The 26375-nt window shown below is 66.3% G+C and carries 24 protein-coding genes; 8 read left to right on the forward strand and 16 right to left on the reverse strand.

The window, feature by feature from the left end; translation table 11 throughout:
- Positions 1-423: 423 nt before the first annotated feature.
- The 6 genes from F8S13_18380 to F8S13_18405 form a co-directional block, all read right to left on the reverse strand.
- Entirely contained in the window at positions 424-945 is a 522-nt protein-coding gene (locus F8S13_18380) for a dihydrofolate reductase (protein ID KAB8141709.1), read from the reverse strand.
- Between the two features lie 37 nt (positions 946-982).
- A complete protein-coding gene (locus tag F8S13_18385; GenBank protein ID KAB8141710.1) occupies positions 983-1330 on the reverse strand; it encodes a YciI family protein in 348 nt (115 codons plus the stop codon).
- Positions 1331-1443: 113 nt separating this feature from the next.
- Positions 1444-2676: an RNA polymerase sigma factor gene (locus tag F8S13_18390; GenBank protein KAB8141711.1), complete on the reverse strand. Its 1233-nt coding sequence runs from the start codon at positions 2674-2676 to the stop codon at positions 1444-1446.
- A gap of 938 nt (positions 2677-3614) precedes the next feature.
- Positions 3615-5771, reverse strand: coding sequence for a hypothetical protein (locus F8S13_18395; protein ID KAB8141712.1), 2157 nt, complete (start codon positions 5769-5771; stop codon positions 3615-3617).
- Positions 5741-6484: a response regulator transcription factor gene (locus F8S13_18400; GenBank protein ID KAB8141713.1), complete on the reverse strand. Its 744-nt coding sequence runs from the start codon at positions 6482-6484 to the stop codon at positions 5741-5743. Before F8S13_18400 ends, F8S13_18395 begins: the two co-directional genes overlap by 31 nt.
- A 118-nt stretch (positions 6485-6602) precedes the next feature.
- A complete protein-coding gene (locus F8S13_18405) occupies positions 6603-7007 on the reverse strand; it encodes a hypothetical protein (GenBank protein KAB8141714.1) in 405 nt (134 codons plus the stop codon).
- A 175-nt stretch (positions 7008-7182) separates the two neighbouring features.
- Between F8S13_18405 and F8S13_18410 the strand changes: the two genes are divergently transcribed.
- The 3 genes from F8S13_18410 to F8S13_18420 all read left to right on the forward strand — a co-directional run bounded on the left by F8S13_18410 (position 7183) and on the right by F8S13_18420 (position 10613).
- The gene (locus F8S13_18410; GenBank protein KAB8141715.1) at positions 7183-7866 is read left to right on the forward strand and encodes a DUF1361 domain-containing protein; all 684 of its coding nucleotides are present in this window, start codon (positions 7183-7185) and stop codon (positions 7864-7866) included.
- Positions 7867-7994: 128 nt separating this feature from the next.
- Positions 7995-9977: a potassium transporter Kup gene (locus F8S13_18415; GenBank protein ID KAB8141716.1), complete on the forward strand. Its 1983-nt coding sequence runs from the start codon at positions 7995-7997 to the stop codon at positions 9975-9977.
- A 54-nt stretch (positions 9978-10031) separates the two neighbouring features.
- Positions 10032-10613: a hypothetical protein gene (locus F8S13_18420; GenBank protein ID KAB8141717.1), complete on the forward strand. Its 582-nt coding sequence runs from the start codon at positions 10032-10034 to the stop codon at positions 10611-10613.
- A gap of 5 nt (positions 10614-10618) precedes the next feature.
- On the opposite strand, the gene F8S13_18425 is transcribed toward F8S13_18420, so the two are convergent.
- Both F8S13_18425 and F8S13_18430 read right to left on the reverse strand, forming a co-directional pair.
- Complete coding sequence (locus F8S13_18425) at positions 10619-11521, reverse strand: ABC transporter substrate-binding protein (protein ID KAB8141759.1); 903 nt, start codon at positions 11519-11521, stop codon at positions 10619-10621.
- A gap of 309 nt (positions 11522-11830) precedes the next feature.
- Positions 11831-12649 (reverse strand): DUF1684 domain-containing protein, encoded by an 819-nt coding sequence (locus F8S13_18430; GenBank protein ID KAB8141718.1) that lies wholly within the window; start codon positions 12647-12649, stop codon positions 11831-11833.
- Positions 12650-13182: 533 nt separating this feature from the next.
- On the opposite strand from F8S13_18430, the gene F8S13_18435 reads away from it, so the two are divergent.
- The 4 genes from F8S13_18435 (at position 13183) to F8S13_18450 (ending at position 16433) form a co-directional block, all read left to right on the forward strand.
- Positions 13183-14055, forward strand: coding sequence for a catalase (locus F8S13_18435; GenBank protein KAB8141719.1), 873 nt, complete (start codon positions 13183-13185; stop codon positions 14053-14055).
- Between the two features lie 102 nt (positions 14056-14157).
- Positions 14158-14817 carry a hypothetical protein gene (locus tag F8S13_18440; protein ID KAB8141720.1) on the forward strand — a complete coding sequence of 220 codons (660 nt, stop codon included), beginning with the start codon at positions 14158-14160 and terminating at the stop codon, positions 14815-14817.
- 71 nt (positions 14818-14888) lie between these two features.
- Positions 14889-15386, forward strand: a complete 498-nt coding sequence (locus F8S13_18445; GenBank protein KAB8141721.1) for a thioredoxin family protein — start codon at positions 14889-14891, stop codon at positions 15384-15386.
- A 9-nt stretch (positions 15387-15395) separates the two neighbouring features.
- Positions 15396-16433 carry a histone deacetylase gene (locus tag F8S13_18450; GenBank protein ID KAB8141722.1) on the forward strand — a complete coding sequence of 346 codons (1038 nt, stop codon included), beginning with the start codon at positions 15396-15398 and terminating at the stop codon, positions 16431-16433.
- A gap of 110 nt (positions 16434-16543) precedes the next feature.
- Here the strand turns inward: F8S13_18450 and F8S13_18455 are convergent, their stop codons facing one another.
- The 8 genes from F8S13_18455 to F8S13_18490 all read right to left on the reverse strand — a co-directional run bounded on the left by F8S13_18455 (position 16544) and on the right by F8S13_18490 (position 24129).
- On the reverse strand, positions 16544-17509 hold the full coding sequence (locus tag F8S13_18455) for an NAD-dependent epimerase/dehydratase family protein (protein ID KAB8141723.1): 966 nt from the start codon (positions 17507-17509) through the stop codon (positions 16544-16546).
- 70 nt (positions 17510-17579) lie between these two features.
- The gene (locus F8S13_18460; protein KAB8141724.1) at positions 17580-18182 is read right to left on the reverse strand and encodes a TetR/AcrR family transcriptional regulator; all 603 of its coding nucleotides are present in this window, start codon (positions 18180-18182) and stop codon (positions 17580-17582) included.
- A gap of 78 nt (positions 18183-18260) precedes the next feature.
- Positions 18261-18908 carry a HAMP domain-containing histidine kinase gene (locus tag F8S13_18465; GenBank protein ID KAB8141725.1) on the reverse strand — a complete coding sequence of 216 codons (648 nt, stop codon included), beginning with the start codon at positions 18906-18908 and terminating at the stop codon, positions 18261-18263.
- 6 nt (positions 18909-18914) lie between these two features.
- Positions 18915-19622 (reverse strand): response regulator transcription factor, encoded by a 708-nt coding sequence (locus tag F8S13_18470; GenBank protein ID KAB8141726.1) that lies wholly within the window; start codon positions 19620-19622, stop codon positions 18915-18917.
- Between the two features lie 70 nt (positions 19623-19692).
- Positions 19693-21030, reverse strand: coding sequence for an FkbM family methyltransferase (locus F8S13_18475; GenBank protein KAB8141727.1), 1338 nt, complete (start codon positions 21028-21030; stop codon positions 19693-19695).
- Positions 21031-21081: 51 nt separating this feature from the next.
- On the reverse strand, positions 21082-21492 hold the full coding sequence (locus F8S13_18480) for a response regulator (GenBank protein KAB8141728.1): 411 nt from the start codon (positions 21490-21492) through the stop codon (positions 21082-21084).
- Between the two features lie 9 nt (positions 21493-21501).
- Entirely contained in the window at positions 21502-22869 is a 1368-nt protein-coding gene (locus tag F8S13_18485; protein ID KAB8141729.1) for a hypothetical protein, read from the reverse strand.
- 120 nt (positions 22870-22989) lie between these two features.
- On the reverse strand, positions 22990-24129 hold the full coding sequence (locus F8S13_18490) for a glycosyltransferase family 1 protein (GenBank protein KAB8141730.1): 1140 nt from the start codon (positions 24127-24129) through the stop codon (positions 22990-22992).
- A gap of 125 nt (positions 24130-24254) precedes the next feature.
- Here F8S13_18490 and F8S13_18495 point away from each other — a divergent pair, with 125 nt between their 5' ends.
- Complete coding sequence (locus F8S13_18495; protein KAB8141731.1) at positions 24255-25496, forward strand: hypothetical protein; 1242 nt, start codon at positions 24255-24257, stop codon at positions 25494-25496.
- The last annotated feature ends 879 nt before the right edge of the window (positions 25497-26375 follow it).

Below are 26375 nucleotides of genomic sequence, written 5' to 3' on the forward strand. Positions count from 1 at the left end.
GCGCGGGGGGAAACCCTACCGCCCGCAGGCAATACAGATTCATAGAGCTGTTAGGGAAATACCTACCCCAAGCCCGTATCTGCGCTGCTATGCCTCATTACCTCTGAGATATCGCTATTAAGTGGTAGGAATATCCCTAAAGTTATCTTTTTGTCTATTCACATGCAATCTCTTGTATGCGTCGCATTATAAAAGTAACATGTAAAAATTGTCAATAGCCTATTTAATTATGTGATAGCACATGTAATAAAAAACATCCATGATAAATTCATGCCAAGATCAAAAAGATCTAATGAGCAAATCGGAACAGGAGCGCAAGCCTGCCTGCTTCATTCGACGGGTCGATGCTAGAGCACGCCCAGACAGAGCAAGAAGGGCGGGGCAGTTGCTGCCCCGCCCTTCCGCCCGGCCCTCATGACCGCCCTAGGCAGGCCGGTAGGTCAGGCCCACCACGCCGGTGCTGGTGTGCACCACGCTATCGAGCCGGTAGCTGGCCGCGACGCCCTCGGGGAACATGCGCTTGCCCTCGCCCAGCACCACCGGGTAGACCAGCAGGCGAAGCTCATCCACCAGCTGGTGGCGCAGCAGCGTGGCTACCAGGGTAGCGCTGCCATACACCAGCATGTTGTGGCGCTCGCGCAGGCTGGCGATGCCCGCCAGCAGGTCGCCCTCGATCACGCTGGCGTTCCAGGTGGTCTCGCGCAGGGTGGTGGAGGCCACGAACTTGGGGATGCTGTTCATGTGCGGGGCGCCCTCATCCTGCGAGGTGGGCCAGGCCTGGGCGAAGGCCTCGTAGGTGACGCGGCCCAGCAGCAGGCTGTCGGTGCGCTCGGTCTCATCGCGCTTGAAGCTGGCCACCTCGTCATTCCAGTAGGGCATGGTCCACGCGGGGTTCTCCATCACCCCATCCAGCGACACGAACTCGGTCACGATGATCTGTCCCATGGTGTAGATTCTCCTCTCTTCTTTCACAACAAAATAGCTAGCCCTGGCCGATGATCGGGCGCACCTCGATCGGGCCAAAGCGGGCCTGCGGCATGGCCGAGGCGATCTGGATGGCCTCGTTGAGGTCTTTGGCCTCGATATGGAAGATGCCCATCAGCAGCTCCTTGGTCTCGATAAACGGCCCATCGGTCACGGTGGCCACGCCCGCGCGCTGGCGCACGGTGGCGGTGCTCTCCACATCGGGGGCCTCGACCGAGATCAGGTGGCCGCGCTGGCGCAGCAGCTCGTCGCCCGCCACGCACTCCTGCTCCACCAGCGCGCCCTGCTCGGGGGTCAGCTGGCTCAAGATCTGCTCATCGCCATAGGCCAGAAGGAGATACCGCATCGTCTTCCTCTTTCTCTGCATGGAATCGACCCATCGTCGACTGTTCACTATCTAGTCGCTCGGGCGTGGCCGTTTTGGACATGGAAAACAGACGAGATCGGCGGCCATTTTTGCTAGGCGGGCAGGCCCTCGATCTGGCGGGCCAGGAAATCCCGCTCGTGGCGCTGCTGGGCCAGGGCCAGCGCGCGCTGATACGACGCGCGGGCCTGGCCCAGCAGGCCTGCCATGCGGCACAGCTCGGCGCGGGCCGCGTGGGCCAAGTGGTAGCCGCCCAGGTCGCCACGCGCGATCAGGGCATCCACCAGGTCGATACCCGCCAGCGGGCCATCGCGCATGGCCACGGCCACCGCGCGGTTCAGCTCGGCCACGGGCGAGGGCGCGACGCGCAGCAGCAGATCGTACAGGCCCACGATCTGGGGCCAGTCGGTGGCCGTGGCGCTCGGCGACTCGGCATGCACGGCGGCGATGGCGGCCTGCAGCGCGTAGGGGCCTGCGGGGCGCGCGGCCAAGGCCCGCTCGACCAGCGCCGCGCCCTCGGCGGCCATGGCGGCATCCCAGCGCGCACGGTCTTGGTCGGCCAGCAGGATGGGCTGGCCATCGGCGCTGGTGCGGGCGGGCCGCCGCGACTCGTGCAGCAGCATCAGGGCCAGCAGGCCCAGCGCCTCCGGCTCGGGCAGCAGCGCGGCCAGCAGGCGGCCCAGGCGTATGGCCTCGCCCGAGAGCTGCGGCAGCATCAGCGCGTCGCCCGACGAGGCCGCGTAGCCCTCGTTGAACACGAGGTAGACAACCTGCAGCACGCTGCCTAGGCGCTCGGCCAGCTCGTCGCGGGCGGGCACCTGGTAGGGGATGCGCTCGTCGCGGATCTTGGCCTTGGCGCGCACGATCCGCTTGGCCAGCGTGGCCGGGCTGGTCAGAAAGGCGTGGGCGATCTGCTCGGTGGTCAGGCCGCACACCTCGCGCAGGGTCAGCGCGATCCGGGCCTGCTCGGGGATGGCGGGGTGGCAGCATGTGAAGATCAGGCGCAGCCGATCGTCGGGGAACTCGTCGCCGCCCTCGGGCGCGGCGTCGCGCTCAAGCTGCTCGGCCAGCAGCGCCAGCGAGGCGTCGAAGCGGGCGCGGCGGCGCAGCGCGTCGATGGCGCGGAAGCGCCCGGCGGAGATCAGCCAGGGCACCAGCGCGGCGGGCACGCCGTCGCGCGACCACTGCTGCAGCGCGGCCTGGAAGGCGTCGTGCAGGGCCTCCTCGGCCAGATCGAAATCGCCAAGCAGCCGGATGAGCGTGGCGAGAATGCGACTAGACTCGGCGGCGTAGAGCGCGCCGAGCATGTCGGGCATGGTCTGGGGCATGGGCGGTGGCTCCTACAATTCTCACACATGCTAACACACAAGGCAACCTTTACCACGAAGGCGCGAAGGCGCGAAGGGACGAAAAAGCCGTTTACCACCAAGACACCAAGGCTCCAAGAGGACTGAAAGGGAACGAATACCACGAAGGCGCGAAGGCGCGAGGGGGACGAATAGAACCGTTTACCACCAAGACGCCAAGGCTCCAAGGGGACAAAATGCATAAAAATAGCAGCAGTGCCAGCCCTACCCACCCGGCCCATGCGGCGAAGGTGCCGCTAAAGTCTGGATGGCCATATGCACGAACAAGAGCAGCCAGAGAGCAGCATAGGAACGCCGCAAATTGGGGGTTCGAAGGGGGCGATGCCCCCTCGCGGGGTCACTAGGGGCTGGCCCCTAGTCGCCGCCCGCGCAGGGCACGCACGCAGCAAACAAGAGGAGCCGTCATCATCGACGGTCGACCCGACGCGGTAGCACGCCGGACAACCACGGTAGCGTGCCACACGACCACGGTAGCGTGCCACACGACCACGGTAGCGTGCCACACGACCACGGTAGCGTGCCAGACAACCGCTGTAGCGTGCCACACGACCACAGTAGCGCCCCAGACGACCACGGTAGCGTGCCAAACAACCGCTGTAGCGTGCCACACGACCACGGTAGCGTGCCACACGACCGCATCGGCCTCGCCCATCCGGCGAAGGTGTGACGAAAGGAGCACTGGCCATAAGCCATACCCGAATGGTAGGGGTGCGCTAGGACACTGGCTACATTTTCCCACTATTTAAGCAGAGCTAGGCATTCTACGAACAGCATGGGTTAGTATACGCGGTCTGCAAAGGCATCACTGGCATCGGCAGGGCGCAGAAATGCCACGATTCGATACATAGGGCAGATACCAGATCCGCCCCCACAGCAACACCCCACCACCCACAATAAAACTAGCGCACATCGCCCGGCCCGCAGGGCAGCGTGAGTGCGAAGGCCATGCCCGCGTCGCGCGGCTCGGCGCTGAGCGTGCCGCCCAGCACCGCCAGCAGCGTGGTGTGCAGCGCCAGCCCCTGGCCGCTGCCGCCCTGGGCAGGCGCGTCGGCGGCGGCTAGGCCCACCCCGTCGTCGGCGATCAGCAGGCGCAGCAGGGGCGTGCCATCGGCGCTGCTGGCGCGCTCCAGCGCGATGGAGAGCGCCAGCGGGCGGGACCTATCGCCGCCGCGCCCGTGGCGGGCCGCGTTGCGCATCACCTCGCGGGCGGCGGCGAACAGCACCTCGGCGCTGAGCGCGGGCAGGGCGGCGGCGGCGGCCTCGGCCTCGGGGGCCACATGCCAATCCACGCGGTCGAACATCCCGCGCAGGTCGCCCTCGGCCAGCGAGCGCAGCGCGGCCAGCAGGCCCAGGCCCGCCACATCCACCCGCGCCGTGGCGGGCAGCTCGCGCAGCAGGTCGGCGATCTGGTGGTGCACATCCACCAGCAGCGCGGTGGATTCCTGCGCGGCGGTGTCCGAGGGGGCCTGGAGCAGCAGCATGGCGGCGTGGATCTTGGGCAGCACGTCGTCGTGCAGCACCTGGCGGGTGCGGCGATCGAGGATCTGGCTCTCGGCCAGGCGCTGGCGCTGGAGCGCCACCAGGCGGCGGGTCATCGCCGCGCTGGCCTGGGTGTCCAGCAGGCGCTCGCAGGCCGCGCGGGCCAGCTCGATCTCCTCCTGGGTGTAGAGCGCGCCGTCGCGGCGCTCGCCCAGCAGCAGCGCGCCCGCCAGCCCTCGGTCGTTCCAGAGCGGGATGGCCCAGCCCGCCCCGCCGAAGCGGCGCGGGTCGATGGGCAGGCACAGGCTCGCCGTTCCAGCCAGCCACCGCGCCATATCGCCCAGCGGCGGCACCGCGCCCCCGCCGAAGGCCAGCGGCGGCCCGGCCAGCGCGGCCAGCGGCCCCAGCGGCACGAGGTAGGCGGCGCGTGTGTTCAGCAGGTCGGCGCAGAGCGCGCGGAAGGGCGCGGCGCTCACGCCCTCGGAAGGGGCTGGCAGGCCGAGCCACTGGTCGTAGAGCCGCTGGCTGGCCACGAACGGGCGGATCTGGCCGGTGCCGCGCTCGCGGGCCACGAAGGTGCGCCATGTGAAGATGGCGTACAGCACGGTGGTGAACAGCGCGGCCAGCACCACCGCATAGAGCAGCGGGAAGGGCAGATCGGTGCCTGCGCCGATGATCAGGCCGAAGCCCAGCGCGAAGGCCAGCGCGCCCCACCAGTGGCGGGCCAGCCCGCCGCGCGGCAGCGCCTTGCCCGTGAAGATCTCGTAGGCCGCGATGGCCTGGCCCAGCAGCACCACCACCAGCGCGATCAGCGCCGAGAGCATGAGGTCGAAGGCGATCAGCGCGGCCAGCGAGCGGCTGGAGATCGCGGGGGCGTAGCCCGCGCTGGCCTGGGTGAGCAGCCAGCCGATGCCCACGGCGGAGACCAGGCTCACGCCCAGCAGCCCCAGCGACGCGCCCACCAGCCAGGGCCGCGCGCGCAGCCGCCCCAGGTCGCCCATGAACCGCTGCGAGGAGGCCGGGCGGCGCAGCGCCACCATGGCCAGCACGATGCACAGCACGCTGAACGCCGGGTAGATCAGCATGGCCGCAGGTACGCCCAGCACCATCTGCACCGGCGTGGGCGAGCCGCGCTCGATCTCGCTGTAGCGCGGCAGCGGGTTGGCCAGCCACAGCATGGCCAGCGCCACCACACCTAGCGCGCCGCACACCGCCGCCCCAGCGCGGTGCAGCTCGCTGCCCAGCCGCCCGGCGTACCATGCCATCACCAGGTACCACAGGTAGGGCAGGATGATGAAGGGTGCCCAGCCCACCCGCCACCACACCCCCATCTGGGTGCTCACCTCCCATATGGCCTGGCCCACCACCGAGGTGTGCACCGCGAAGAAGGCCGCGCCAAACAGCATCCCCGCGCCCGCCGCCAGCGTGCCCCAGGTGCGCCGCTCGGCATTCAGGATGACGGTGAGGCCCAGCCAGCACATCGTGATCATGTTGAAGAACGACGTGCCGATCAGCACCGTATCGAGCAGATAGATCAGCACACGGCTCAGCATAGCGGCGGGAAGGGCGACCAGCACCCACGCTCATCCAGGGTCTGCGGCGTGCCGTCCTCATCCCAGGCCAGCAGCCGCCCGTGGTGCACGATGATCGCCGCCCTGGTGCGGGCCACCTTCTCATCGGTCGCGCTGTCGGCCAGGCCCCAGGCCGCGTAGATCTGGCCGTTGGTGCGGCTGATCGTGCGCTTGTCGCGGAAGCCCATGCGCGCGGCGATCTGCTCGTTGCTCATGCCCTGGGCCAGCATGCGCGCCACCGCCTGCTCGTTCGGCTCCAGCAGGGCCATGGGCGAGTTGGCATCTTTCTCGCGCACCTCCTGCACCCGCGACTCGATGTCGGGGTCGATGAAGCTGCGGCCCGCCACCGCGTCGCGCAGCAGCGGCACGATCATCTGCGGCAGCAGGTAGTTCGACTTGCGCACGTAGGCGTAGTGGCTGAGGATCCCCGAGCTGCGGAAGGCGCGGTAGTAGTCGTCATCATCCTGGATGGAGTAGAACACCACCGGCATGCGCGGGAACTCGCGGCGGATGGCCACCGCCGCCGCGATCCCATTCATCGGCCCGGCCAGCTGCACATCCATCAGGATGGCGTCGGGCGGCGCGGCCAGGCAGCGGGCCAGGGCATCCTCGCCAGCGCTGCAGCTGTCGATCACATCCACGGCCTTGGTCGCCTCAAGCCCGGCGGCCAGCACCGGGCGCAGCCGCTCGTTATCTTCTACCAGAAGCAGGCCGATCATGGTATCTCCTCATCGCGTATCATCTGAGCAGAGCCTAACTTACCATGAAATAACAAAGAAGAAAAGCGCCAATAGCCCAGGCCAGAACGCTGTACCACGAAGGCGCGAAGAACAAGAGCTAGCGCCACGCCGCACTGGCATGGCCGCGCCCAAGGGCGCGCACCACCAGCCAAGCCAAGGCTATGCCCAGCAGGTCGAAGCCCAGATCGCGAAACTCGTCGAAGCCCACCGGGCGCTGCTTGTACAACAGCTGCAGCACCTCCTGCGCTAGCCCGGCGCACAGCAGCAGCGCCGCGTAGCGCCACGGGTGGCGGCGCAGCGCAGTCCATACCCCCAGCACCAGCGCGCCCAGCGCGGCAAACATGGCCGTGTGGCCCACCGCGTGGGCGGTATCGGTGGCGAACACTATGTCGGTCACAAAGCGCAGCGGCGGCGTGTAGAGCGACAGCCAGCCTATGGGAAAGAGGCATATGCCAAACGCCAGCGCCACCAGCGCCAGCGTGCTCATCGGGGTTCGGGCCATAATCGCGCACCTCGCTCATCATCGCCAGTCGGCGCGGGTCGATCCCGCCAGCGCAGCCTAGCAGCGCAGTGCGGCGCGGGCAAGCACCTGAGTGCGCTGCGCGGCGCATCTGAGGCATGGCGTGGCTAGGCCACGCAGGCTATGCTGGGCACGACCGAACAATCAAGGAGATCCCATGAACACCCTTCGCGCCACCCACCGCTTCCTGCAGCGCCACACGTTCTACCCGCTCGCCATCTCCAGCGCGATCACCATGCTGTTCCTGATCGGGCGCATCATCCACACCCACTCGCCCGCCTACATCTTCCTCAGCTGGAACCTGACCCTGGCCTGGGTGCCCTATATCTTCAGCCTGCTGGCTGCGCATCTGCACCAGTGGAAGCGGGCCTACTGGTGGGCGCTGCTGCCCTACGCCGCGCTCTGGATGCTGTTCTTTCCCAATGCGCCGTATATCATGACCGATCTACTACACCTCTGGAACATCCCGCCGGCAATCTGGTGGTACGACATCGGCATGGTCGCAGCCTTCGCGTGGTCGGGCTGCTTTCTGGCCGTGGCATCGCTGCAGATCATGCAGCAGATCGTACGCAGCTACCTGGGCCAGCTGGCCAGCTGGGCCTTTGTGCTGCTGGCGCTGGGGCTGAGCGGCCTGGGCGTGTACCTGGGGCGGGTGGTGCGCTTCAACAGCTGGGATCTGTTTCTCAGCCCGCGCATGGTGCTGCGCACCACGGTCGAGAGCATCACCCACCCCATGAGCCAGCTGCAGGCCATAGGCATGAGCGCGATGTTCGCGGCCATCCTGCTCATGTGCTACCTCACCTTCACCGCGCACCAGCACGCGCCGCAGCGCAGCAGCTAGCGAAAAAGCCCCGAGCTGCAAAGGCGATCTCCACGCTGGCTGAAACTGGCACGGCTCTTGCCTCGTATTCTCTGGTATAACTATAGGGACAAAACGATCATCCGAGATACGAGGAACAAAGCACCTTTATGTCAGAAACCCCTAACGATGGCGCTGAGCAGCTGAGCGCCACCACAGCCCCCAGCGCACCGCAGATCGATGCCAGCGCCGAGAGCGACCCCGCAGAGACCGCACACAGCGCCCGCCACGCCGCGCAGCCGCTCGGCCTGATGGCGCTGGCCGCGCTGGGTGTGGTCTATGGCGACATCGGCACCTCGCCGCTCTACGCCCTGCGCGAGTGCTTCAGCGGCCACCACGCCATCGCGGCCACGCCCGAGAACGTGCTAGGCGTGCTGTCGCTGATCTTCTGGGCGCTGATCATCGTGGTGACGATCAAGTACATCGTATTCATCCTGCGCGCCGACAACCACGGCGAGGGCGGGATCATGGCGCTGATGGCGCTGGCCACGCCCATCCGGCGTTTCCACCCCAGCAAGAAGCGCTGGGTGGTGCTGCTGGGCGTGTTCGGCGCGGCCCTGCTCTACGGCGATGGCATCATCACCCCGGCGGTGTCGGTGCTGAGCGCGGTGGAGGGCGTGAAGGTGGTGACGCCGCAGCTCGACCCGTATATCATCCCGATCACGCTGGTCATCCTGGTCGGCCTGTTTGTGCTGCAGAGCTCGGGCACCGACAAGATCGGCAAGCTGTTCGGGCCGGTGATGCTGGTGTGGTTCGGCGTGCTGGGCGTGCTGGGCCTGGTGAACCTGCTGCGCTACCCCGAGGTGCTGGCCGCGATCAACCCGATCCACGCGATCATCTTTTTCGCCGCCAACGGCTGGCACGGCTTCCTTATCCTGGGCACGGTGTTCCTGGCCGTCACCGGCGGCGAGGCGCTGTACGCCGACATGGGCCACTTTGGCCCCAAGCCCATCCGCATGGCTTGGTTTAGCCTAGTGCTGCCCACGCTGCTGCTCAACTACTTCGGGCAGGGCGCGCTGCTGCTGCACAATCCCGAGGCGGTGGAGAACTCATTCTTCCGGCTGGCCCCCACCTGGGCCACCATCCCGCTGGTGGTGCTCTCCACCATGGCCACAATCATCGCGTCGCAGGCCCTGATCTCGGGCGCGTTCTCGATCACCATGCAGGCCGAGAACCTAGGCTTCCTGCCGCGCGTGAAGATCATCCACACCTCGGCCAGCGCCTTCGGCCAGATCTACATTCCGGTGGTGAACTGGATGCTGATGGTGGCCTGCCTCGCGGTGGTGCTGGGCTTCCGCACATCCAGCAACCTGGCCGCCGCCTATGGCATCGCGGTCACATCCACTATGGCGATCACCACGCTGATCTTCGCGGTGGTAGCCCGCGATCGCTGGCAGTGGCCCACCCGCCGCGTAGTGCCGCTGATCGCCTTCTTCCTAATCATCGATCTGGCCTTCCTGATCGCCAACCTCGTCAAGATCCCACAGGGCGGCTGGTTCCCGCTGGTGGTCGCGGCATTTATCTTTATTGTTATGACCACTTGGAAGCGCGGCAGCCGACTGGTCTACGCCCGCGAGCGCGACTTCGAGCAGCGGCTTGACCAGCTGCTGGAGTGGCTGGGCTGCAACAAGGTTGCCCGCGTGCCCGGCTCGGCGATCTTCCTGAGCGCCGACCCCAAGGGCGCGCCCGCCGCGCTGCTGGCCAACCTGAAGTACAACCGCGTGGTCCACGACCACATCCTGCTGGTCTCGGTGAAGATCGCCGAGGTGCCGCATATCGCACCCGAGCAGCGGATGGAGATCGAGCCGCTGGGGCAAGGTCTAGAGCGGATCACGCTGAACTTTGGCTTTATGGAGGAGTCGCACGTGCCCAAGGCGCTGCTGCCCCTGCAGGAGCTGCGGCCCGAACTGGCGATCGACCAGGCGCCGTACTTCGTCAACCGCACCAAGGTGATCGCCAGCGAGATCCCGGGCATGGCGCTCTGGCGCGAGCAGCTCTACACCATCATGCGCCACAACGCCACCAACGCGGTCGATTTCTTTCGGCTGCCCGCCTCGCGCGTGTTCGAGATCGGCACCAGCGTTGAATTCTAGGCGATTTCCAGTACAATAGGCCATACACCACCGCGATCTGAAGGAGATATGCCTATGCGCCGCTGGCTACTATTCGCCGCAAGTGCTCTCGCTGGCCTTATGATCTGGCGCATATGGCAGCGCTGGCAGCACTCGCCCGATCCATTCGGGCCGGGCGGAGGCTTCCCGCCTGCCCCGTTCCCAGGCACGCCATCGCCAGCGCTCAGCAAGACCTACGAGCAGCCCAAGGAGCGCGATCGGCGCACCACCCAGCACCGCGATGCGCGCGCCGAGCAGGCCGAGGCCGACGAGCAGCAGGAGCCAGCCCTGATCGAGCGGGCGGTGGGCGAGGCAGCCCCGCCGAGCCCGCCCGCCCCCGCCGAGCCGCCGCCCGCGCCTGCCGATGACGATGACCTCATCCTGATCGAGGGCGTCGGCCCCAAGATCTCCACCATCCTGCGGGCGGCGGGCATCACCAGCTTCGCGCAGCTGGCCGAGGCCGAGATCGGCTGGCTGGCCGATGTGCTGCGCGACGCGGGCATCGTCACCGCCCGCCCCGAGACTTGGCCCATGCAGGCGCGGCTGGCCGCCCAGGGCGACCTCGCCGCGCTCCGCGAGCTGCAGCAGCGCATCGTCCACGGGCGGCTGCTGAGCTGACCAGGCTATTGCTTGAGGTAGAGGTTGGTGAAGCCCTTGCGTAGGTCGACATCGGCGGTCAGCATGCCGCGACCGCGCAGGAAATCGCTTGAGGCCTGCCAGCTGGCAATGTCGGTATAGCCCAGGCCCTCCCGCGCGGTCGCGGGGCTCTGCCAGTAGTTGATCGTCTCGGCGAGCACTTTGCGCTGGAGCGCCTGGGTCTTGGCGTCCGCCGACTTCAGCTCGGGCACATAGTCGAGGCTGATCGTGAATGCCTCATCCGGGTTGTCGATCACATCCTGCATGCCGTGCAGCAGCGCCTGCACAAAGTTGTGCACCAGCCCGGGATCTTTGGCCAGCAGGGTGTCGCTGGTGATCAGGCCATCGGATGCCAGCGGGGCCGAGGCCGACACCGGGATGACGTTCACCTCGATGCCCTGCTGCTGCAGCTGGATCGGCTCGTTGTTGGCGTAGCCCACCGCCACCTGCACCTTGTCCTGGCTCACCGCCGCCACCTGGTTGAAGCCGATCTCCTGGATGTTCAGATCGCTCTCGGCCAGCTTGTTGGCATCCAGCAGGGCTAACAGGCCGATGTAGCTGGCCCCAAAGCGGCCCGAGAGGCCCAGGGTCTTGCCCTTCAGATCCGCCGGGGTCTTAATGCCCTGCGAGGCCTTGCTGAACAGCACGATCGGGAAGCGCTGGCTGACCGTGGCCACCGTAATGATCGGCAGGCCCTGGGCGCGGGCTAGCAGCACCGAGTCGCCGCTGCCCTGGCCGAACTGCACGGTGCCCTGCGCGATCCGCTGGATGATATCGGTCTCGTAGTGGTAGTCGAACGTGACCTTCAGGCCCATCTGTGCGAAGTAGCCCTTTTTCTCGGCCACATAGTAGTGGGCAAACTGCACGCTTGGCACATAGGGCATGGCCATCGTCACCGCCTGCTCCGGCACGGGCACCACGGTGGGCGTGGCGTCGGCAGTGGCGGACGGTACCGCGCTGGCCGCTGGGGCCGCCGTGGGGGCGGGTGCCGCCGGGGCCGCGCATGCGGCCAGCGTGATCCAGGCTGCGATGGTGATTAGGATGCGATGTCTCACAGCAATTCCTTCATGTCTTTAAAGCCAGTTCATCTATCCGAAAACGCCGCAGCGCGCTGGCTGCGCCACGACGCTCGCCCACAATAAAAAAGGCGAGGACACCACCAGTGGCATCCTCGCCCGCACCCACAATAGCCGAGCACGCTAGTGCCCATCCGGGGCAAGCTCGCCTGCCGCAACCCGCACCTGCAGCCAGTTCTGCCTCAGCGGCAGCGGGCAGGTGGCAAATGCGGTGAACGCACAGGGCGGCGAGACCGCGTAGTTGAAATCGATCTCCAGCGGCGCAGCTGGCTTTATAGGGATGGAGAGAAACCGCCCAGCGCCATAGGTCTCGTGGCCGCTGGTCGCATCGCGGAAGTTCACAAACAGCTGCTGCTGGGAGTAGCCGGTCACATCCAGCTGCAAGGCCTGGCCAGCCAGCGTGAAGTGCACCGCGCCAGGCACCTTGGTCTCGGTCACATCGCCCAGGATGTTGGTCACCGGCACCAGCTTGGGCGTCTCGTAGGGCACAAACGTGGCGGGCAGGCGGAAGGCTGGGTCGGGCGGAAACCAGCGCCGCCCGCCGAACGACCGCAGCGCCGGGTGCTGGCTATCCCACAGGCGCACGCCCACGCGCTCGCCGCGACGGATGACCACCATGGTAATGCCGCCCAGCGTCACCCGGTCGGGCTGGCCCTGCGCGTCGGAGCGCAGCTGGGCCGACTGGCAAGCCGCACCATTCACATACAGCACCACGCCGGGGGCGGCGTCGAGCAGCACCTGGCCATCGTTCAGCGTCAGCGCGCCGCACAACGGCTGGGCGTGCGCGGGCAGCACCAGATCGCAGGCGGGGTCGCTGCCGAAGCTGGCGCGGCCCTCGGCCAGCCAGTGCAGCCCGGCCAGCGACACCCAGTCGCGGCGCACCGACTCATCGGCCTGGGCACGCCACACCGCCAGCGCCTCCTCATAGGTCTTATTGCTCATGCTTCCCCCTAGCCCTTCCCTATGGCCCGAGGCATCTTCTTCCTTAAAGGAAGCTAGTCTACTGCCTGCCGCGTGCGGCGTCAAGTTGTGGCGTGCCTAGACCCACACGGAAAACCCTTTACCAGCAAGGCGCCAACACACCAAGGGAAAACAAGCCAATGAATAGGAAGGCGCGAAGGGCAGAAGCAACCTAACCTGTCAAACCTGATCGCCGCCAAGACGCGGCAACATGGGACATCGGTCATGCCAACACATGCCGAATTGAGGGAGATCATCCCACACGGCCCATGCGGCGAAGGTGCCGCTCGTGCAAACTGGCCATATACACGACCACGAGCCGCCTGCGCACCGCACGCGAACGCCGAACATTGGGAATTCCAAGAGGGCGATGCCCTGCGCCACCGCCAAAGTCATCGAACTTCCGCCCGCAGGCCCGCCCTGCTGGTGCAGAACCTGCACTAGCCGCGCTGTCATCACGATCCACCCGCAGCCCTCCCGATGACATCGGAACCGCACAGTGAAGGAGATCGATGATGTTCTACCACGACAACAGCCTGCAGTACCCCGTGCGCGTCGAGACGCCCAACCCGATCTTCGCCCGCATGCTTCAGCAGGCGATCGGCGGGGTCGAGGGCGAGGTGCGCGTGATGCTCCAGTACCTGTTCCAGGCCTTCGGGGCGCGCGGGCCATCCCGGTACCGCGACATGATCCTGGAGACCGGCACCGAAGAGATCGGCCACGTGCAGATGCTCTGCACCGCCGTGGCGCTGAACCTTGAGGGCGCGCCGACCGAGCTGCAGGACGAGGCGGCCAAAGACCCCATGATCGCTGCCGCCATGGGCGGCATGGACCCGCGCCAGTACCTCTCGGCGGGCATGGCCGCGCTGGCCGCCGACGCCAACGGCGTGCCCTTCGATGGCTCACATGTCTACGCCAGCGGCAACCTGGCCGCCGACATGTACGCCAACGTTACCGCCGAGGCCACCGGGCGCATCCTCGCCACCCGGCTCTACCACATGACCGATGACCCGGGGATGAAGGACATGCTGGCCTTCCTGATCGCCCGCGACACCATGCACCAGCAGCAGTGGCTGGCCGTGCTTGAGGAGCTGCGCGAGCAGGGCGGCGTGCTGCCCATCCCCAACAGCTTCCCGCAGAACCTTGAGCACCAGGATGTAAGCTACGTGTTCCTAGGCACCAACATCGACCCGGCGGCCCCCATCCCCGAGGGGCGCTGGTCGCAGGGGCCATCGCTGGATGGCCGGGCGCAGTACAGCGCGCAGCGCGCCACCCCCATGGGCCAGGAGCCGAAGCTGGCCCCGCCGCGCCCCGATGGCTTCGCCCAGGTGCAGCAGATGGCCGACGGCGAGGGGCTGATCGGCAAGATCTTGAACAAGCTGCCCTAGCCCTGCCGCCAGATCCGAGCGCGCCGGACGTACCCCGTCCTGGCGCGCTTTTTGCTTCATGCATGGGCAAAACTTGATCCGCCCGATCTATCGAGGGACGCTATGCGCCTGCTGAAAAACTATGGGCTATCGATCGCCCTGATCATCCTCTTTCTCATCTGCCTGATCGGCATGGCGATCTCGGGCTACGCCGAGAGCAACCAGGAGAAGCAGCAAAAAAACGAGCCGACGGTGAGCTTTGGCCAGTATCTCACCAGCGGCGACTTCGCCGAGCCGCTGTTTGTAAACTGGGAGAGCGAGTTCCTCCAGCAGTTCGCCTATGTTGTGCTCACCATCTTCTTGTTCCAGAAAGGCTCGTCGGAGTCGAAGAAGCTCGATGGCTCCGACCCGGTGGACGAGCGCCCGGAGCCGCACGCCCACGACCCACACGCGCCCTGGCCGGTGCGCGCGGGCGGCCTCGCGCTGCTGCTCTACCGCAACTCGCTCAGCCTGGCCTTTGCCGCCCTGTTCATCCTCTCGTTTGTGCTGCACGGCGTGGGCGGGCTGGCCGCCTACAACGAGAGCCAGGTGCGCCACGGGCAGTCAGCCGTCAGCCTGGTGCAGTTCCTCGGCACGGCGCGCTTCTGGTCACAGTCGTTCCAGAACTGGCAGAGCGAGTTCCTCTCGGTGTTCGCCATCGTCACCATGGGCATCTTCCTCCGACAGTACGGCTCGCCCGAGTCAAAACCCGTCCATGCGCCGCATAGCGAAACAGGCCACTAGTACCTTGCAGGCTATCGGCTGGCTGGCCTATAATAGGAGGATAATTTCATCTACATGTAAGGATTCTTGCTATGGTACCGGCCCTCTTCGACCAGCGCCGCAATCCCTTTCACGATCTGCGCGACGCCCTGACACAGGCCCGCAAAGAGCATAAGAATGTGCTCGTCACCATCGGCGGCGATTGGTGCATCTGGTGCCACCGTCTTGAGGCGTTCATCCGCGCCAACCCCGAGCTGCAGGCCCTGCGCGACCGCTATGTGCTGGTGAATGTCTTCATCAGCGAGAGCAACGCCGAGATCAACGCCGATTTCCTAACCCACGTGCCCGAGCTGGATGGTGTGCCGCACCTGGTGGTCTACAACGGACATGGCTACCTGCTGTGCTCGCAGCCCACCGATCCGCTTGAGGACGGCGACACCTATAGCTACGAGCGCGTGCGCGATTTCTTGGAGACATGGTCGGACTGGCGGCGCTCGATCTTCGACGACCTCGACACCAGCGAGCTGAAGCAGCGCTTCGAGCAACACCTTGGGCCTGGCAAGCGCAACAAGCTCACGCTCTCGGCATAGCGGAAACCCATGGGCCACAGCTTCGCGATATCGCTCCACCCAGAGCTGGCCGCCACCTCGCGCCCGCTGCACCAGATCGCCTTCTTCGGCAGATCGCTGCCGCACTATCAGGGCATCTGGGAAAGCCTAGCCCCGCTGGTAGCCGAGCACCCGCTCATCGCCCCAGCGATGGCCGACCTGGGCCTCTACCACACGGTTCACACCGAGCAGTACATGGCCGCGCTAGCGATGCTGGCCGAGGGCCAGCGCCCCGAGCCGCCGCCCAGGCTCAGCACCGAGTGCGCCGGGCTAGCATTTGCGCTGCCAGCCTACCAGTATGCGCTGGGCGGCATGTGCGCCGCCATCGATCAGATGCGGGTCGGCACGCTGGACTGCGCCTACTGCTGCGGCCTGGGCGGGCACCACGCCGCCGCCGACCGCGGCCACGGCTACTGCCTGCTCAACCCGCTGGCGGCTGCCGCCCGCTACGCCCAGGGCCTGGGCTTCCGCCGGGTGCTGCTGATCGACTGGGACATCCACCACGGCGACGGCACCCAGGCGATCTTCGCCGGCGACCCCACGGTCTACCACATCAGCATCCACAGCGCGTTCGACCTGTACATGGCCACCCAGGGCGGCCTGCAGGCCGCCACCACCGCCGCCGCTGCTGCAGCGGGGCACTGCAATATCCCCGTGCGCGATGACCGCATGCCCAGCGACATCGCTGAGCGGCTGGGGCTGCCAGGCCAGATCTTCAGCGGCCAGCAGAGCATCCCAGCGCTGGCGCAGGCGCTTGAGAGACTCCCCTGGCAGCCCGACCTGATCGGCATCTTCTCGGGCTACGACGCCCACCGCGACGACTGCGGCGCGCACATCACCGGCTGGCAAAACGAGGATTTCCGCACGCTCACGCGGCTGGCGCTAGGCGCGGCGCGGCGTGCGGGCTGCCCGCTGCTCTCGGTGCACGGCGGCGGCTACGCGCCCGCCGTCACGGTGGCGGCGGCGCTCAGCCACATTGCCACCCTAGCCGAGAGCGAGGGTATCTCCTCGACGCATCATATATCGTGAGTAGGCGTTGGGCATATAGAGAAAAGCACTAAGCAGCAAAGATAAAGCCTAGACGCGCATATCCATCACCTTTTTGAGAAAGAGAGCCGAAGGCGGCGTAAGAAATGGCCCTACGCCGCGCTCGCCGCCCGCTGTCGATACCACTCGACCGTGGCGGCGATGCCCTGCTGCAGCGGGGTGGCAGCCAGGCCCAGGGTGCGCTCGATCGCGCTCGAGTCAACGATCTGCGGCTCGGTGTACTGGTAGAACATCTCGACAAACTCGCGCATGAAGCCGTCGCCCAGGCCCAGCAGCTGGATGAGCAGGCGCGGCGTGGCCATGAGCTTGGGCGCGATGCCAAGCTGCGCCGCCACCATGCCCGCCACCTGGCGCTGCGTGAGCGCGGGCGCAACCGGCAGCAGCCACGAGCGGCCCTGGGCCTCGTCGCGCTCGCCCAGGGCGGCCAGCCCGCGCGCCACATCGCCGATATAGCTATAGCTATGGGGCAGATCGATGTTGCCCATCAGCTGCATGCGCCCGCCCACCAGCGCCGCCGGAAACACGCGGTCGCCCAGCACCGAGTTTAGCACGCGCGGCCCGTAGAAATCTGCCGCGCGGCCTATCGCCACCTGCACGCGGCCCTCGCGGTGCGCCGCTAGGTAGCGCTCGACCAGCTGGGCGCGCATGCGGCCCTTGCGCGTGGTCGGTCGGTGCGGGGTCTGCTCGGTCATCGGCGCGCCGCCGGTGGGGCCATACACATATAGCGTGTCGAGAACCACCAGCCGGGCCTGGGCGCGGGCAGCGCCTGTGGTGATGGTGGCCTGAAAGCGGGGGATGAGCTCGACCTGCTGGGGGTAGGGCACATTGGCGCAGTGGTAGACCACCGCCGCATCCTGACACACCGCATCGACCGCACCCTGGTCGAGCGCGTCGGCGGCGGCCAGCTCCACCCCGGCGGGTAGGGTGGCCCTGCCGCTGCGGTTGACACAGCGCACGCGCTTGCCTTGGGCCTGCAGCAGCTCGGCCAGGGTGGTGCCAGCGGGGCCGGTGCCGAAGATAACGTGGGTGTTGCCGGTCATGGGTTTGCTCCTTCTCATTACTAAGTATTAAAATAGAACATTGTTCGATAATGGGTAAAAAAAGCCGAGGCCGCCACGCCTCGCTTTTTTAACGATCCTGCCAGCCATCCAGCATGGCCAGCAGCGACTGATCGAGCAGAGCCTGCACGTGGTGATGGTCGCCCAGGTGGCCCGCCAGCGCCAGGCTGGCGAAGCCGTGCAGCAGGCTCCACAGCGCCTCGGTGGTGCCGAGCGGGTCGGCTAGGCTGCGCCCGTGGGCGGCGGCCCAGTCCACCAGTGCGGCCATGGCAACATCGCAGACCGGCTGGGCGGCCTGCATCCGCGCCGCGCCATCGACCCGCGCGCCCTCAAGCCCATGCATCACCTGGTACAGATCGGGGCTGGCGTGGGCGAAGGCTAGGTAGGCCGCCCCGATGCGCCGCGCCCGCTCGCGCTGGTCGCCCTCGGTGGCGGCGGCGTGGCGCATGGCTGCGGTCAGCTCGGCGAAGCCCTGCTCCATCAGCTCTTGCAGCATGGCCTCTTTGCTGGGAAAGTACTCGTAAACGATCGAGGGGCTATACTCGATCGCCTCGGCCACACGGCGGATGGTCAGGCCCGACCAGCCCTGCGCCCGCACCAGCCGCCGCGCCTCGGCTAGGATGGCCTCGCGGGTGGCCTGTTTCTCGCGCTCGCGCCGCTCTTTTACGCCCATTCGGCCACCAGTTCTCTAATCGAACGTTGTTCGAAATACAACATACCACGGCCTAGCGCACATGTCAACCCCCAGCGACTATTCCTCGGCCAGCGGCAGCCAGAGCTGCAGGCAGGCCATGCCGCCCTGCTCCCCCATGGTGAGATCGCCGCCGCCAGCGCGTAGCACCTCGCGGCAGAATGCGCCGCACTCGCCCCAGGCCTGCTCAAGCGCGACCTGCGGGCCAGCATCGGCCAGCGACACACACACGCGACCATCGCGACGATGGGCAGACACATGCACCATCGGGTCGAGCATGGCCCCGCGCTGGCGGCGCAGGCTGGCCCGCAGCAGCATGGCCAGCACCCATGTGAGCCGGCTGCGGTCGGCCAGCGCCTGCACCTCATCCGAGGGCGCAAGCTGCACCGGCAGGGCCTGCACCTGAAACATGGTGCAGATATCGGCCAGCAGCGGCAGCAGCGCAAAGGGGCGGCACACATACTCGGGCGGCAGATCAGGCTGATCAATCAGATCGACCAGATCGGAAAGCATCCACAGTCCTGCGCGGAACTCGGCCACGTGGGCCTTGGCCCGATCCAGATCTTCCGCACCAGCCGCAGCCGCATGAGATGAGTCGCCAAGGTTCAGCAGCGCCAGCGAGACCGACTGCAGATTGTTGCCGAACCGATGGACCAAATAGCGCAGCATCGGCACGGCATGCTGCATTTCCCCAGATAGACTGCTCATGCGACATCATCCCTTGGTGTTGTGTAGATCCTGCACAAGGTGATAATACTGCCTTGCGCCTCGATAGAGCAAGCCCTGCTCTACGAGCTGCAGCAGATCGCGCTGAAAGGTGCGGCGCGTCACCCCGGCGGGCTGCAGCAGGGCCGCGATCTGCTGGATCTTCATCGGCCCCTGGTGGGCGATCAGCGCCACAATGGCCTGCATGCGCTCCTCGGGGCTGGCCACATCGGAGCTCGGCGGCCCGATCTCGGGGGCAGGCAGGTGCAGCACCAGCTCCTTGGCCTGCTTGAGCAAGATCGGGTAGAGCGCTAGGGCGCGATCTTGCCGCGACGGCGGCGGCAGCAGCAGCGCCTCCTCGATCGCCTGCAGGATGTCCCTAGTGCTGGCGGGCTTGCGCAGCAGCGGCGCGGGGCAGAGAATGTCCAGGCCGACGGCCTTCTGACGATAGGCCGAGAACAGCACGATCGAAAAATCCCAGCGGATCTCGCGCAGCAGCACACACACGCTGGAGCCATCCAGATCGGGCAGGTGGAGGTCGAGCATGATCAGGTCGATCTCCGCCGCGCGGGCCTGGGCCACCTGCAGCCCGCGCATGCCGCTGGACGCGCCGATCACCGCCCAATCGGGGTGGTCGCCCGCCACCGCCCTTCGCACCATCTCGATGTTATCGGCATAGTCATCGATAACGAGCAGGGTTATGGTATCGCTCGGCATTGAATTCCTACGCAACAGACTGGTTAGGCGAAATTATACTCGAAAAAGAACCAGCGCGCGCATCCAGAAATCACATGCGATCGAGCACAAGCCCCCGCAGCACCTTCTCCAGCGAATCAACCGTGTACGGGCCGGTCATCAGGAAGGCTAGCGGCAGCCGCAGGGCGAACTCCTGATACACGCGGCTGGCCAGCACAAACAGATCCTGGGTGCTGGTGGCATGGGTCATAAAATCATCGCGGGTATGGCCCGGCCCTAGCAGGTCGCAGAACATCAGCTCCAGCTTGGGGCGGATGGACTGCAGGAAAGCCGCCGAGTCGTGATCCTGCGCCGACTTGCTCTCGTAGGGGTCGAGGATGCGAAACTCCACTGGCAGCTTGAATGGCCGCGCGATCTGCTCCAGCGCGTGCACGGTGAGAATCGGCATGGGCTGCGACTGGGCGAGCGCAGGGGCGATGTGCGCACTATAGTCTGGGCGGCGAGCATAGATCTGGTAGCTGCCATCGCCAAACGCCTCGATCGCCTCGACCTTAGTGGCCAGGCCATGGTCGCGCAGCAGGGCTAGGCACGGGTCGAGCAGCGCAGGTGAGTGCACCTCGACCACAGCCTGCTGGATCCTCAGCCAGTCCTCGTCGGGCAGAGCGCTGAGGATGTCGAACTCCATGCCCTCGACATCGACCTTGAGCAGATCCACCCGTGCGATCTGGTTGCGCCGCAGCAGCGAGCGCAGCGTCATCAGCTGCACCTCGGACTGCTCGAACAGCGCCCCGCTGCGGCTCAGCTCATCGGCATAGCCATCGATCAGCTCGCGCTCGAACGCCGCGCCGCTGGGCAGGCGCTGGCGCATCTGCGCCATACGGTCTTGGCTATCCATCACGTACTGCTGCTGGTCGCGCAGATCGTGGTAGAACCCCGAGCGCGAGGGGCTCCACTTGTTGTAGCTGAACATGCCCACGCCATCGCGCGCGCCCACCCCGGCCTCGATCACCGTCACCTGGCCCTGCTGGGCGTAGAGCAGGGTGTTGATGCGCAGCAGATCGCACGTAGTGGGGGCTGGCTCGACCGCGTAGACATGCGCCCCCGAGAGCTGCGCCATCAGCGTGAACATGCCGATATTCGCGCCGATGTCCACCACCACATCGCCCGCCCCCAGGGTGACGCCATAGCGCAGCGCGGGCTTGGTGGGCGAGAAGAACTCGTGGTACTGAATGAAGGCCTCGCGGTAGTTGGCGTGGACCACCGCCATACCATTGGGAAGCGACAAGCGCGCATGGCCCGCGATCACTGGTGCCGCAGTCACCGTGGGCACTACCGCCGCCACATAGCCCTCGCGGGTGCCATCCCAGCGAACCTCTTGCACATGCGGGGACTGCTGAATATGCTGTTGGAGAAGCTGGATTGAATTCATCAGGTTACCTTGCCCCTGTGGGCATTGCAAAAGAAAGAAGGTTTTTAACCCCTAGCGGCTCCACACCGGCTGGCCAGCAAACAGATCGCGCAGCCGATCAGGCATCTCGTCGGGATCGTAGGGCTTGCCAATAATGCCATCGAAGCCCGCCTGCTGATAGCGCAGCACATCGCCCCGCATCATGCTCGCCGACATAGCGATCACCGTGGCCGAGGCGACCAGATCGCTCGATCGGATGCGCAGCAGCAGCTCAAATCCATCAAGCACCGGCAGCATAATATCGAGCAGGATCACATCATAGGGCTTGCCCGCTTCCAAAAAGGCCTGCCCCTGGGCGTAGATATCGCAGTGCTTGGCAGGAACCCCCGCCTCCAGCACGCAGCGCCAGGCGATATAGCTGTTGTCGTCGTTATCATCGATAATCGCCACCCGCACATCGGCGGGGTCTACAGGAAAGGTCATCACGTGCTCCTAGCGCACATCCATGGGCAGCAGGATGGTAAATGTCGAACCCTGCCCAACCGTGCTCTGCACACCGATACTGCCGCCATGCATCTCGGTGAGCAGCTTGCAGATAGCCAGGCCCAGGCCTGTGCCACCATACTCGCGGTCAAGCGAGCGCTGCCCCTGACGAAAGGGAAAAAAGATCGTCTTCTGCTCATCAGCCGGAATGCCGATCCCTGTGTCCGTCACATCGATCGCCAGCATCGGCCCGCGCACCGACACGGCGACCTCCACAAAGCCCTCTTTGGTAAACTTCACCGCGTTCGAGGCCACGTTCACCAGCACCTGGTGGATGCGCGAGGCATCGCCGTAGACCAGCGGCAGCGGCGCGGGCAGCGTGCGGCGCACCTGTAGCTGCTTCTGCGTGGCCAGCACCGCCACATCGGCCAGCACATCATCCACTACTGCGGCCAGATCGAACGGCTGCATGTCGAGCAGCATCTGGCCCGACTCGATCTTCGAGAGGTCGAGAATATCATTGATCAACCCCAGCAGCACCGTGGCGTTGAAGAGCACCCGCTCGACATGTTTCTGCTGGATCACATTCAGCGGGCCATCCTTGCGCACATATTTGGTCATAGCAATGATCGCGTGCAGCGGCGTGCGCAGCTCGTGGCTGGTCGCGGTGATAAACGCCGTCTTGGCCGCGTCGGCCTGCTCGGCCCTAATGCGCGCCGCTTGAGACTCAGCCAGCGCGCGATGCAGCTCCCTCGTCCGCACCGCCACATCGGTCTCAAGCTGGGCCTGATACGCGCGCATCAGCCTGCGCGACGCCTCAAGCTCGCCAACGTAGCAGTACATCACCCATGCGACCATGCCGATCACAAAGCAGATAATATAGATGTTGACCACCAGCGAGCGCGGCGGGTTCTGGGCAGTAAACCAGCCGAACTGCTCGCACACAAACACCAAAATGATGCTTGAGATGATCAACAGCGACATGCCCACTAGTCGGCGCTTCTCGCTATAAAGCCCGGTGATCAGCAGGGGAATGACCAGCGCCGTGATAATAACGCTGCCCTTGGATACGCCAAAGGGAAAGAAGGCAACCATGATGGCAAGATAAAACGCAAAGCTGAGGATGGTGGCCGATGTGGTAACATCACCCCTCCACAAGACCAGCAAACTACCCGCAGTCAGGCCAATCGAGATAACCCCCGAGAGGATCAGCATGATATAGGTCGGGCTGAAGCCATACACCGCATTCCAAAGCGTGATCCCCATGCCGCCAAGCTCGACCAGAAGCATCACCAAGGCGATATTCCACAGCGGCAGCCGCACCGACGGTTGCCGCGATGCTAGAGCAACCATGGCCCTACTCCACAATAGCAACATTCTTTCTTCACCAAAACTATAGCGGTGGGTAGGGCGAACTTCTACACAAAAAGTGTGACATTTTGCCTGGAAAGTGCGACATGCCTTGCCGCCACCAGTGCAGCAAGGCGTGCCAGATCGTCAGCGGGCCAGCCGCTCCAGCGCGGGGATGATCTGCGCGGGCGCGGGCAGCGCGGCGATCTCGTCGCGCAGGGCCTGGGCGGCGCGGCGGTAGGCTGGCTCGGCCAGCACCTCGGCGGCGGCGCGGCGCACCTGCTCGGGCGTGGCGACCAGCGCATCCAGGGCCTGCGCCACCCCCAGCTCGGCGCAGCGCGCGGCGTTCAGCGGCTGATCCGCACCCATGGGCAGCAGCAGCATGGGCAGGCCGTGGGCCAGCGCGCCCACCACGCTGCCCGAGCCAGCGTGGTGGGCGACCATGGCGCAGTGGGGCAGCACCTGGGCCTGCGGCACAAAGCGCTCGACCCGCACGTGGGCGGGCTGGGGGCCTAGCTCCGCCGGGTCGATGTCGCGCCCGACGGTGACGAGCAGGCGCACCGGCAGCTGGCGCAGGCCCGCCAGCACGCGCTGGAACAGATCGCCCGACTCGACGTTGAACACCGTGCCCAGCGTGAAGTAGACCAGCGGGCGCTCCTCCATCCCCGGCCACCACGGCGGCAGCGCGCCCGCCTGGGGCGCGGCGACGCGGAAGGGCAGCGCGCCCGCGCTCAGCACATCGCCAGCGCGGCGGTAGCTGGGCGGGAAGGGCGAGAGCACCAGGCCGCGCCGCAGCATGGCCAGCTCGGGGTCGGGCAGCAGGCCGTGGGCGGCGCGCACCGCGTCCAGCGGCGCGGCCACGTGCTCGGGGCGCACGAAGCCGCCCGCCGCGATCACCAGCACGGTGGCGGCGGGCAGGCCCAGTGCCTCGGCGGCCACCATCGCGCCGAAGTCCACCTCCTCGCACACCAGCAGGTCGGGTCGCCAGGCCGCGCATATATCCAGCACCCCCGGCGCACGCTCGCCCGCCACCCTGCCGCCGAAACCCGCGCCCACCGCGCGCAGCTCCTGCGCCATGTCGACCACCGCCAGCGGGCGGCGCACCGGCGCGAGGCCCGCGTCGCTGCCCGCCGAGAAGGCCGCGAAGCCCAGCGCCTCGGCCTTGGGCTGCATCCAGGGCCGCCCCACAAAGGCCACGTCGTGCCCGGCGGCATGGGCGGCGCGGGCCAGCGGCACCAGCGGCTCCATGTGGCCGCTGCCGCCCGCGAAGGTGAAGAGGATGCGCATGCCGTGCTCCTTGTTCATCTGTATAGCCAAAATGGGGCGCTAGTATAGCATAGGCCCGTGTGCCCAACGAACGATGGTATAATCCCCGCACAGGAAGCAACGTAAGCGACAGAGGAGACCACGCCATGCTCCCAAGCCTTTTCGGCATGCAGGTTGCGCGCACCGTGCCCGACGCGGCGGTGCTGGGGATCTACACCGGTCAGTACGCGCTGCACGGCGGCGTGGTGCGCTGGGCCGCCGGAACGCCCTACGCCGGACAGATCGTGTGCCACCTGCTGCCTGCTGGCGCGTCGGCCATGCCCGCGCTCAGCGGCGCGGGGATCGTGGCCGGGGCAGCGCTGGGCGGGCTGGCATCCGCACTACTGCCCATCGCCGCCGCCACCGGCGTGGTCTCCGCCGTGGCCAGCACCATCGGCGCGATCAACACCGCTCGCATCCTCCAGCACACCCAGGCGATCATGGAGCTGGCCGAGCTGAACCTGGCCGTGACACAGGCCGGATTCGCCGCGCTGAACCGGCGGCTCGACCAGCTGGATGCCAAGCTGAACGAGATCAAAGGCTCGGTGCAGGCTGTGGCCGCGCTGATGGCCCTTGAGCAGCGCGGGCGCTTCCGCCGCGCCCTGGCCGACCTCGGCCAGATCGACCTACTGCGCGACCCCGCCGTGCGCACCCAGCTCCTGCTGGCCGCTGCCACCACTCTGAGCGAGATCGGCTTCTTCTACGAGGAGCGGCTGGCAAACTCAGTGAATCGGCAGGAGGCGATGAGCTGCGAGGAGTACTTCTGCACCGCGCTGCTGGCCCAGGCCCGCTGCTACGCCGAGCTGGGCGAGTACGACCGCGCCAGGCAGATCGTCGACGACCTGCACACCACGTGGCGAAAGCACGCCCAGCGGGTTGCCAGAGACATCCTGATTGACCGCGAACCCGAGCGCCTGCTCACCAAGGACTTCGCGGGGGTGCCGATCGCCGAAATCATCGGCTGGCTGGATTTCGCCTATGGCACGGCCAAGGGCTACGGCTGGGTGGATGAGCTGCGGGATAAGATCGACCCGTGGTTTGTTGTCGGCCCTTCGCTCAGCATATCACCCTCGAAAACCGTTACGGTTTCAATCGTGATCAGCTCGACACGCAAATACCAGACGTCCTACGCAAAGCAGGACGCCATCCGCCGCCACCACGAGCTGCTGTTTCCCGGCCTGCGCAAGCTGGTGGCGCGCGGCGACGCGCTGCACACCTACACCGCCCAATACGCGCTGCTCCAGCAGAGCGGCCTGCCCCTGCGCGAGTTCGAGCAACAGGTCGGCGCGCTGGCCCAAGCCGACCTCGCCACCGAGGGCTTCCTGATACTCACCCCGCCTGCGGCCTAGCGACCGCGAACCACAGCCCCAGGCGCGGATGTCGCGCCTGGGGCTTTTTTGTACGGATCTTTCATCACGCATCGCCCGCATCCCCGCCCCATGCCCGCGATATGTTCACGCCGCCGTAGGGCGCGACCTCGTGTCCGCCCGCGCCGTAACCCAGCGCACCCATCGGAAAACACATGCGATGCACGCGATGAACGCGGCATGCGCCGCGCACGCATTGGGCGCATTGTACCCATCGCATTCGGCATCCGATGATCGCAATGATCGCAATGTGGGCGGACACCAGGTCCGCCCCTACATCGGTGGTTGTGCATCGCCATCATCGCCATCCCGCCCGATGCCCACGATGCCCGCAATGCCCACCCCGTAGGGGCGGCCCTCGTGGCCGCCCGCGCCGCAACCCATCGCACCCATCGCCGCCGCGCCCTACCCCACCCACCCGGCCCATGCGGCGAAGGCGCCGCTCATGTTTTGCTGGCCATATGCACGAACACCAGCAGCCAGCGGCCAGCACGGGAACGCCTAAAATTGGGGGTTCCAAGGGGGCATCGCCCCATGGCGGGGTTGCTAGGGGCTGGCCCCTAGCCGCCGCCCGCGCAGGGCACACACCAACCGAACAACAACAACCATCATCATCGAGGCCGCACAGGACGGCCCGCCCACATCATCGCCTCACCCCGCGCGGCGCACCCTAGCCAATTTCCTCTTGACCCCTAACGCCAGCCGTGCTAGTATCTTCCCGAAACGCCTAGCGGCTATGTCCCCATTCCACATCGGTACATAGCCCAAACACACAGTTCCACCACCGCAAACCGACCTACCACCACCGCAAACCGACCTACCACCACCGCAAACCGACCTACCACCACCAAAGCTGGGCCG

The sequence above is a fragment of the Chloroflexia bacterium SDU3-3 genome, assembly GCA_009268125.1.
GTDB lineage: Bacteria > Chloroflexota > Chloroflexia > Chloroflexales > Roseiflexaceae > SDU3-3.

Excerpts from the sequence above, each read along its gene's own strand:
- F8S13_18475 (KAB8141727.1), bottom strand. The coding sequence starts at position 21,030 with ATGAATTCAATCCAGCTTCTCCAACAGCATATTCAGCAGTCCCCGCAT.
- F8S13_18465 (KAB8141725.1), bottom strand. The coding sequence starts at position 18,908 with ATGAGCAGTCTATCTGGGGAAATGCAGCATGCCGTGCCGATGCTGCGC.
- F8S13_18400 (KAB8141713.1), bottom strand. The coding sequence starts at position 6,484 with ATGATCGGCCTGCTTCTGGTAGAAGATAACGAGCGGCTGCGCCCGGTG.
- F8S13_18490 (KAB8141730.1), bottom strand. The coding sequence starts at position 24,129 with ATGCGCATCCTCTTCACCTTCGCGGGCGGCAGCGGCCACATGGAGCCG.
- F8S13_18390 (KAB8141711.1), bottom strand. The coding sequence starts at position 2,676 with ATGCCCCAGACCATGCCCGACATGCTCGGCGCGCTCTACGCCGCCGAG.
- F8S13_18450 (KAB8141722.1), top strand. The coding sequence starts at position 15,396 with ATGGGCCACAGCTTCGCGATATCGCTCCACCCAGAGCTGGCCGCCACC.
- F8S13_18385 (KAB8141710.1), bottom strand. The coding sequence starts at position 1,330 with ATGCGGTATCTCCTTCTGGCCTATGGCGATGAGCAGATCTTGAGCCAG.
- F8S13_18495 (KAB8141731.1), top strand. The coding sequence starts at position 24,255 with ATGCTCCCAAGCCTTTTCGGCATGCAGGTTGCGCGCACCGTGCCCGAC.
- F8S13_18455 (KAB8141723.1), bottom strand. The coding sequence starts at position 17,509 with ATGAGAAGGAGCAAACCCATGACCGGCAACACCCACGTTATCTTCGGC.
- F8S13_18480 (KAB8141728.1), bottom strand. The coding sequence starts at position 21,492 with ATGACCTTTCCTGTAGACCCCGCCGATGTGCGGGTGGCGATTATCGAT.
- F8S13_18425 (KAB8141759.1), bottom strand. The coding sequence starts at position 11,521 with ATGGCCATGCCCTATGTGCCAAGCGTGCAGTTTGCCCACTACTATGTG.
- F8S13_18415 (KAB8141716.1), top strand. The coding sequence starts at position 7,995 with ATGTCAGAAACCCCTAACGATGGCGCTGAGCAGCTGAGCGCCACCACA.
- F8S13_18430 (KAB8141718.1), bottom strand. The coding sequence starts at position 12,649 with ATGAGCAATAAGACCTATGAGGAGGCGCTGGCGGTGTGGCGTGCCCAG.
- F8S13_18460 (KAB8141724.1), bottom strand. The coding sequence starts at position 18,182 with ATGGGCGTAAAAGAGCGGCGCGAGCGCGAGAAACAGGCCACCCGCGAG.
- F8S13_18435 (KAB8141719.1), top strand. The coding sequence starts at position 13,183 with ATGTTCTACCACGACAACAGCCTGCAGTACCCCGTGCGCGTCGAGACG.
- F8S13_18485 (KAB8141729.1), bottom strand. The coding sequence starts at position 22,869 with ATGTTGCTATTGTGGAGTAGGGCCATGGTTGCTCTAGCATCGCGGCAA.
- F8S13_18445 (KAB8141721.1), top strand. The coding sequence starts at position 14,889 with ATGGTACCGGCCCTCTTCGACCAGCGCCGCAATCCCTTTCACGATCTG.
- F8S13_18440 (KAB8141720.1), top strand. The coding sequence starts at position 14,158 with ATGCGCCTGCTGAAAAACTATGGGCTATCGATCGCCCTGATCATCCTC.
- F8S13_18380 (KAB8141709.1), bottom strand. The coding sequence starts at position 945 with ATGGGACAGATCATCGTGACCGAGTTCGTGTCGCTGGATGGGGTGATG.
- F8S13_18420 (KAB8141717.1), top strand. The coding sequence starts at position 10,032 with ATGCGCCGCTGGCTACTATTCGCCGCAAGTGCTCTCGCTGGCCTTATG.
- F8S13_18470 (KAB8141726.1), bottom strand. The coding sequence starts at position 19,622 with ATGCCGAGCGATACCATAACCCTGCTCGTTATCGATGACTATGCCGAT.
- F8S13_18410 (KAB8141715.1), top strand. The coding sequence starts at position 7,183 with ATGAACACCCTTCGCGCCACCCACCGCTTCCTGCAGCGCCACACGTTC.
- F8S13_18405 (KAB8141714.1), bottom strand. The coding sequence starts at position 7,007 with ATGGCCCGAACCCCGATGAGCACGCTGGCGCTGGTGGCGCTGGCGTTT.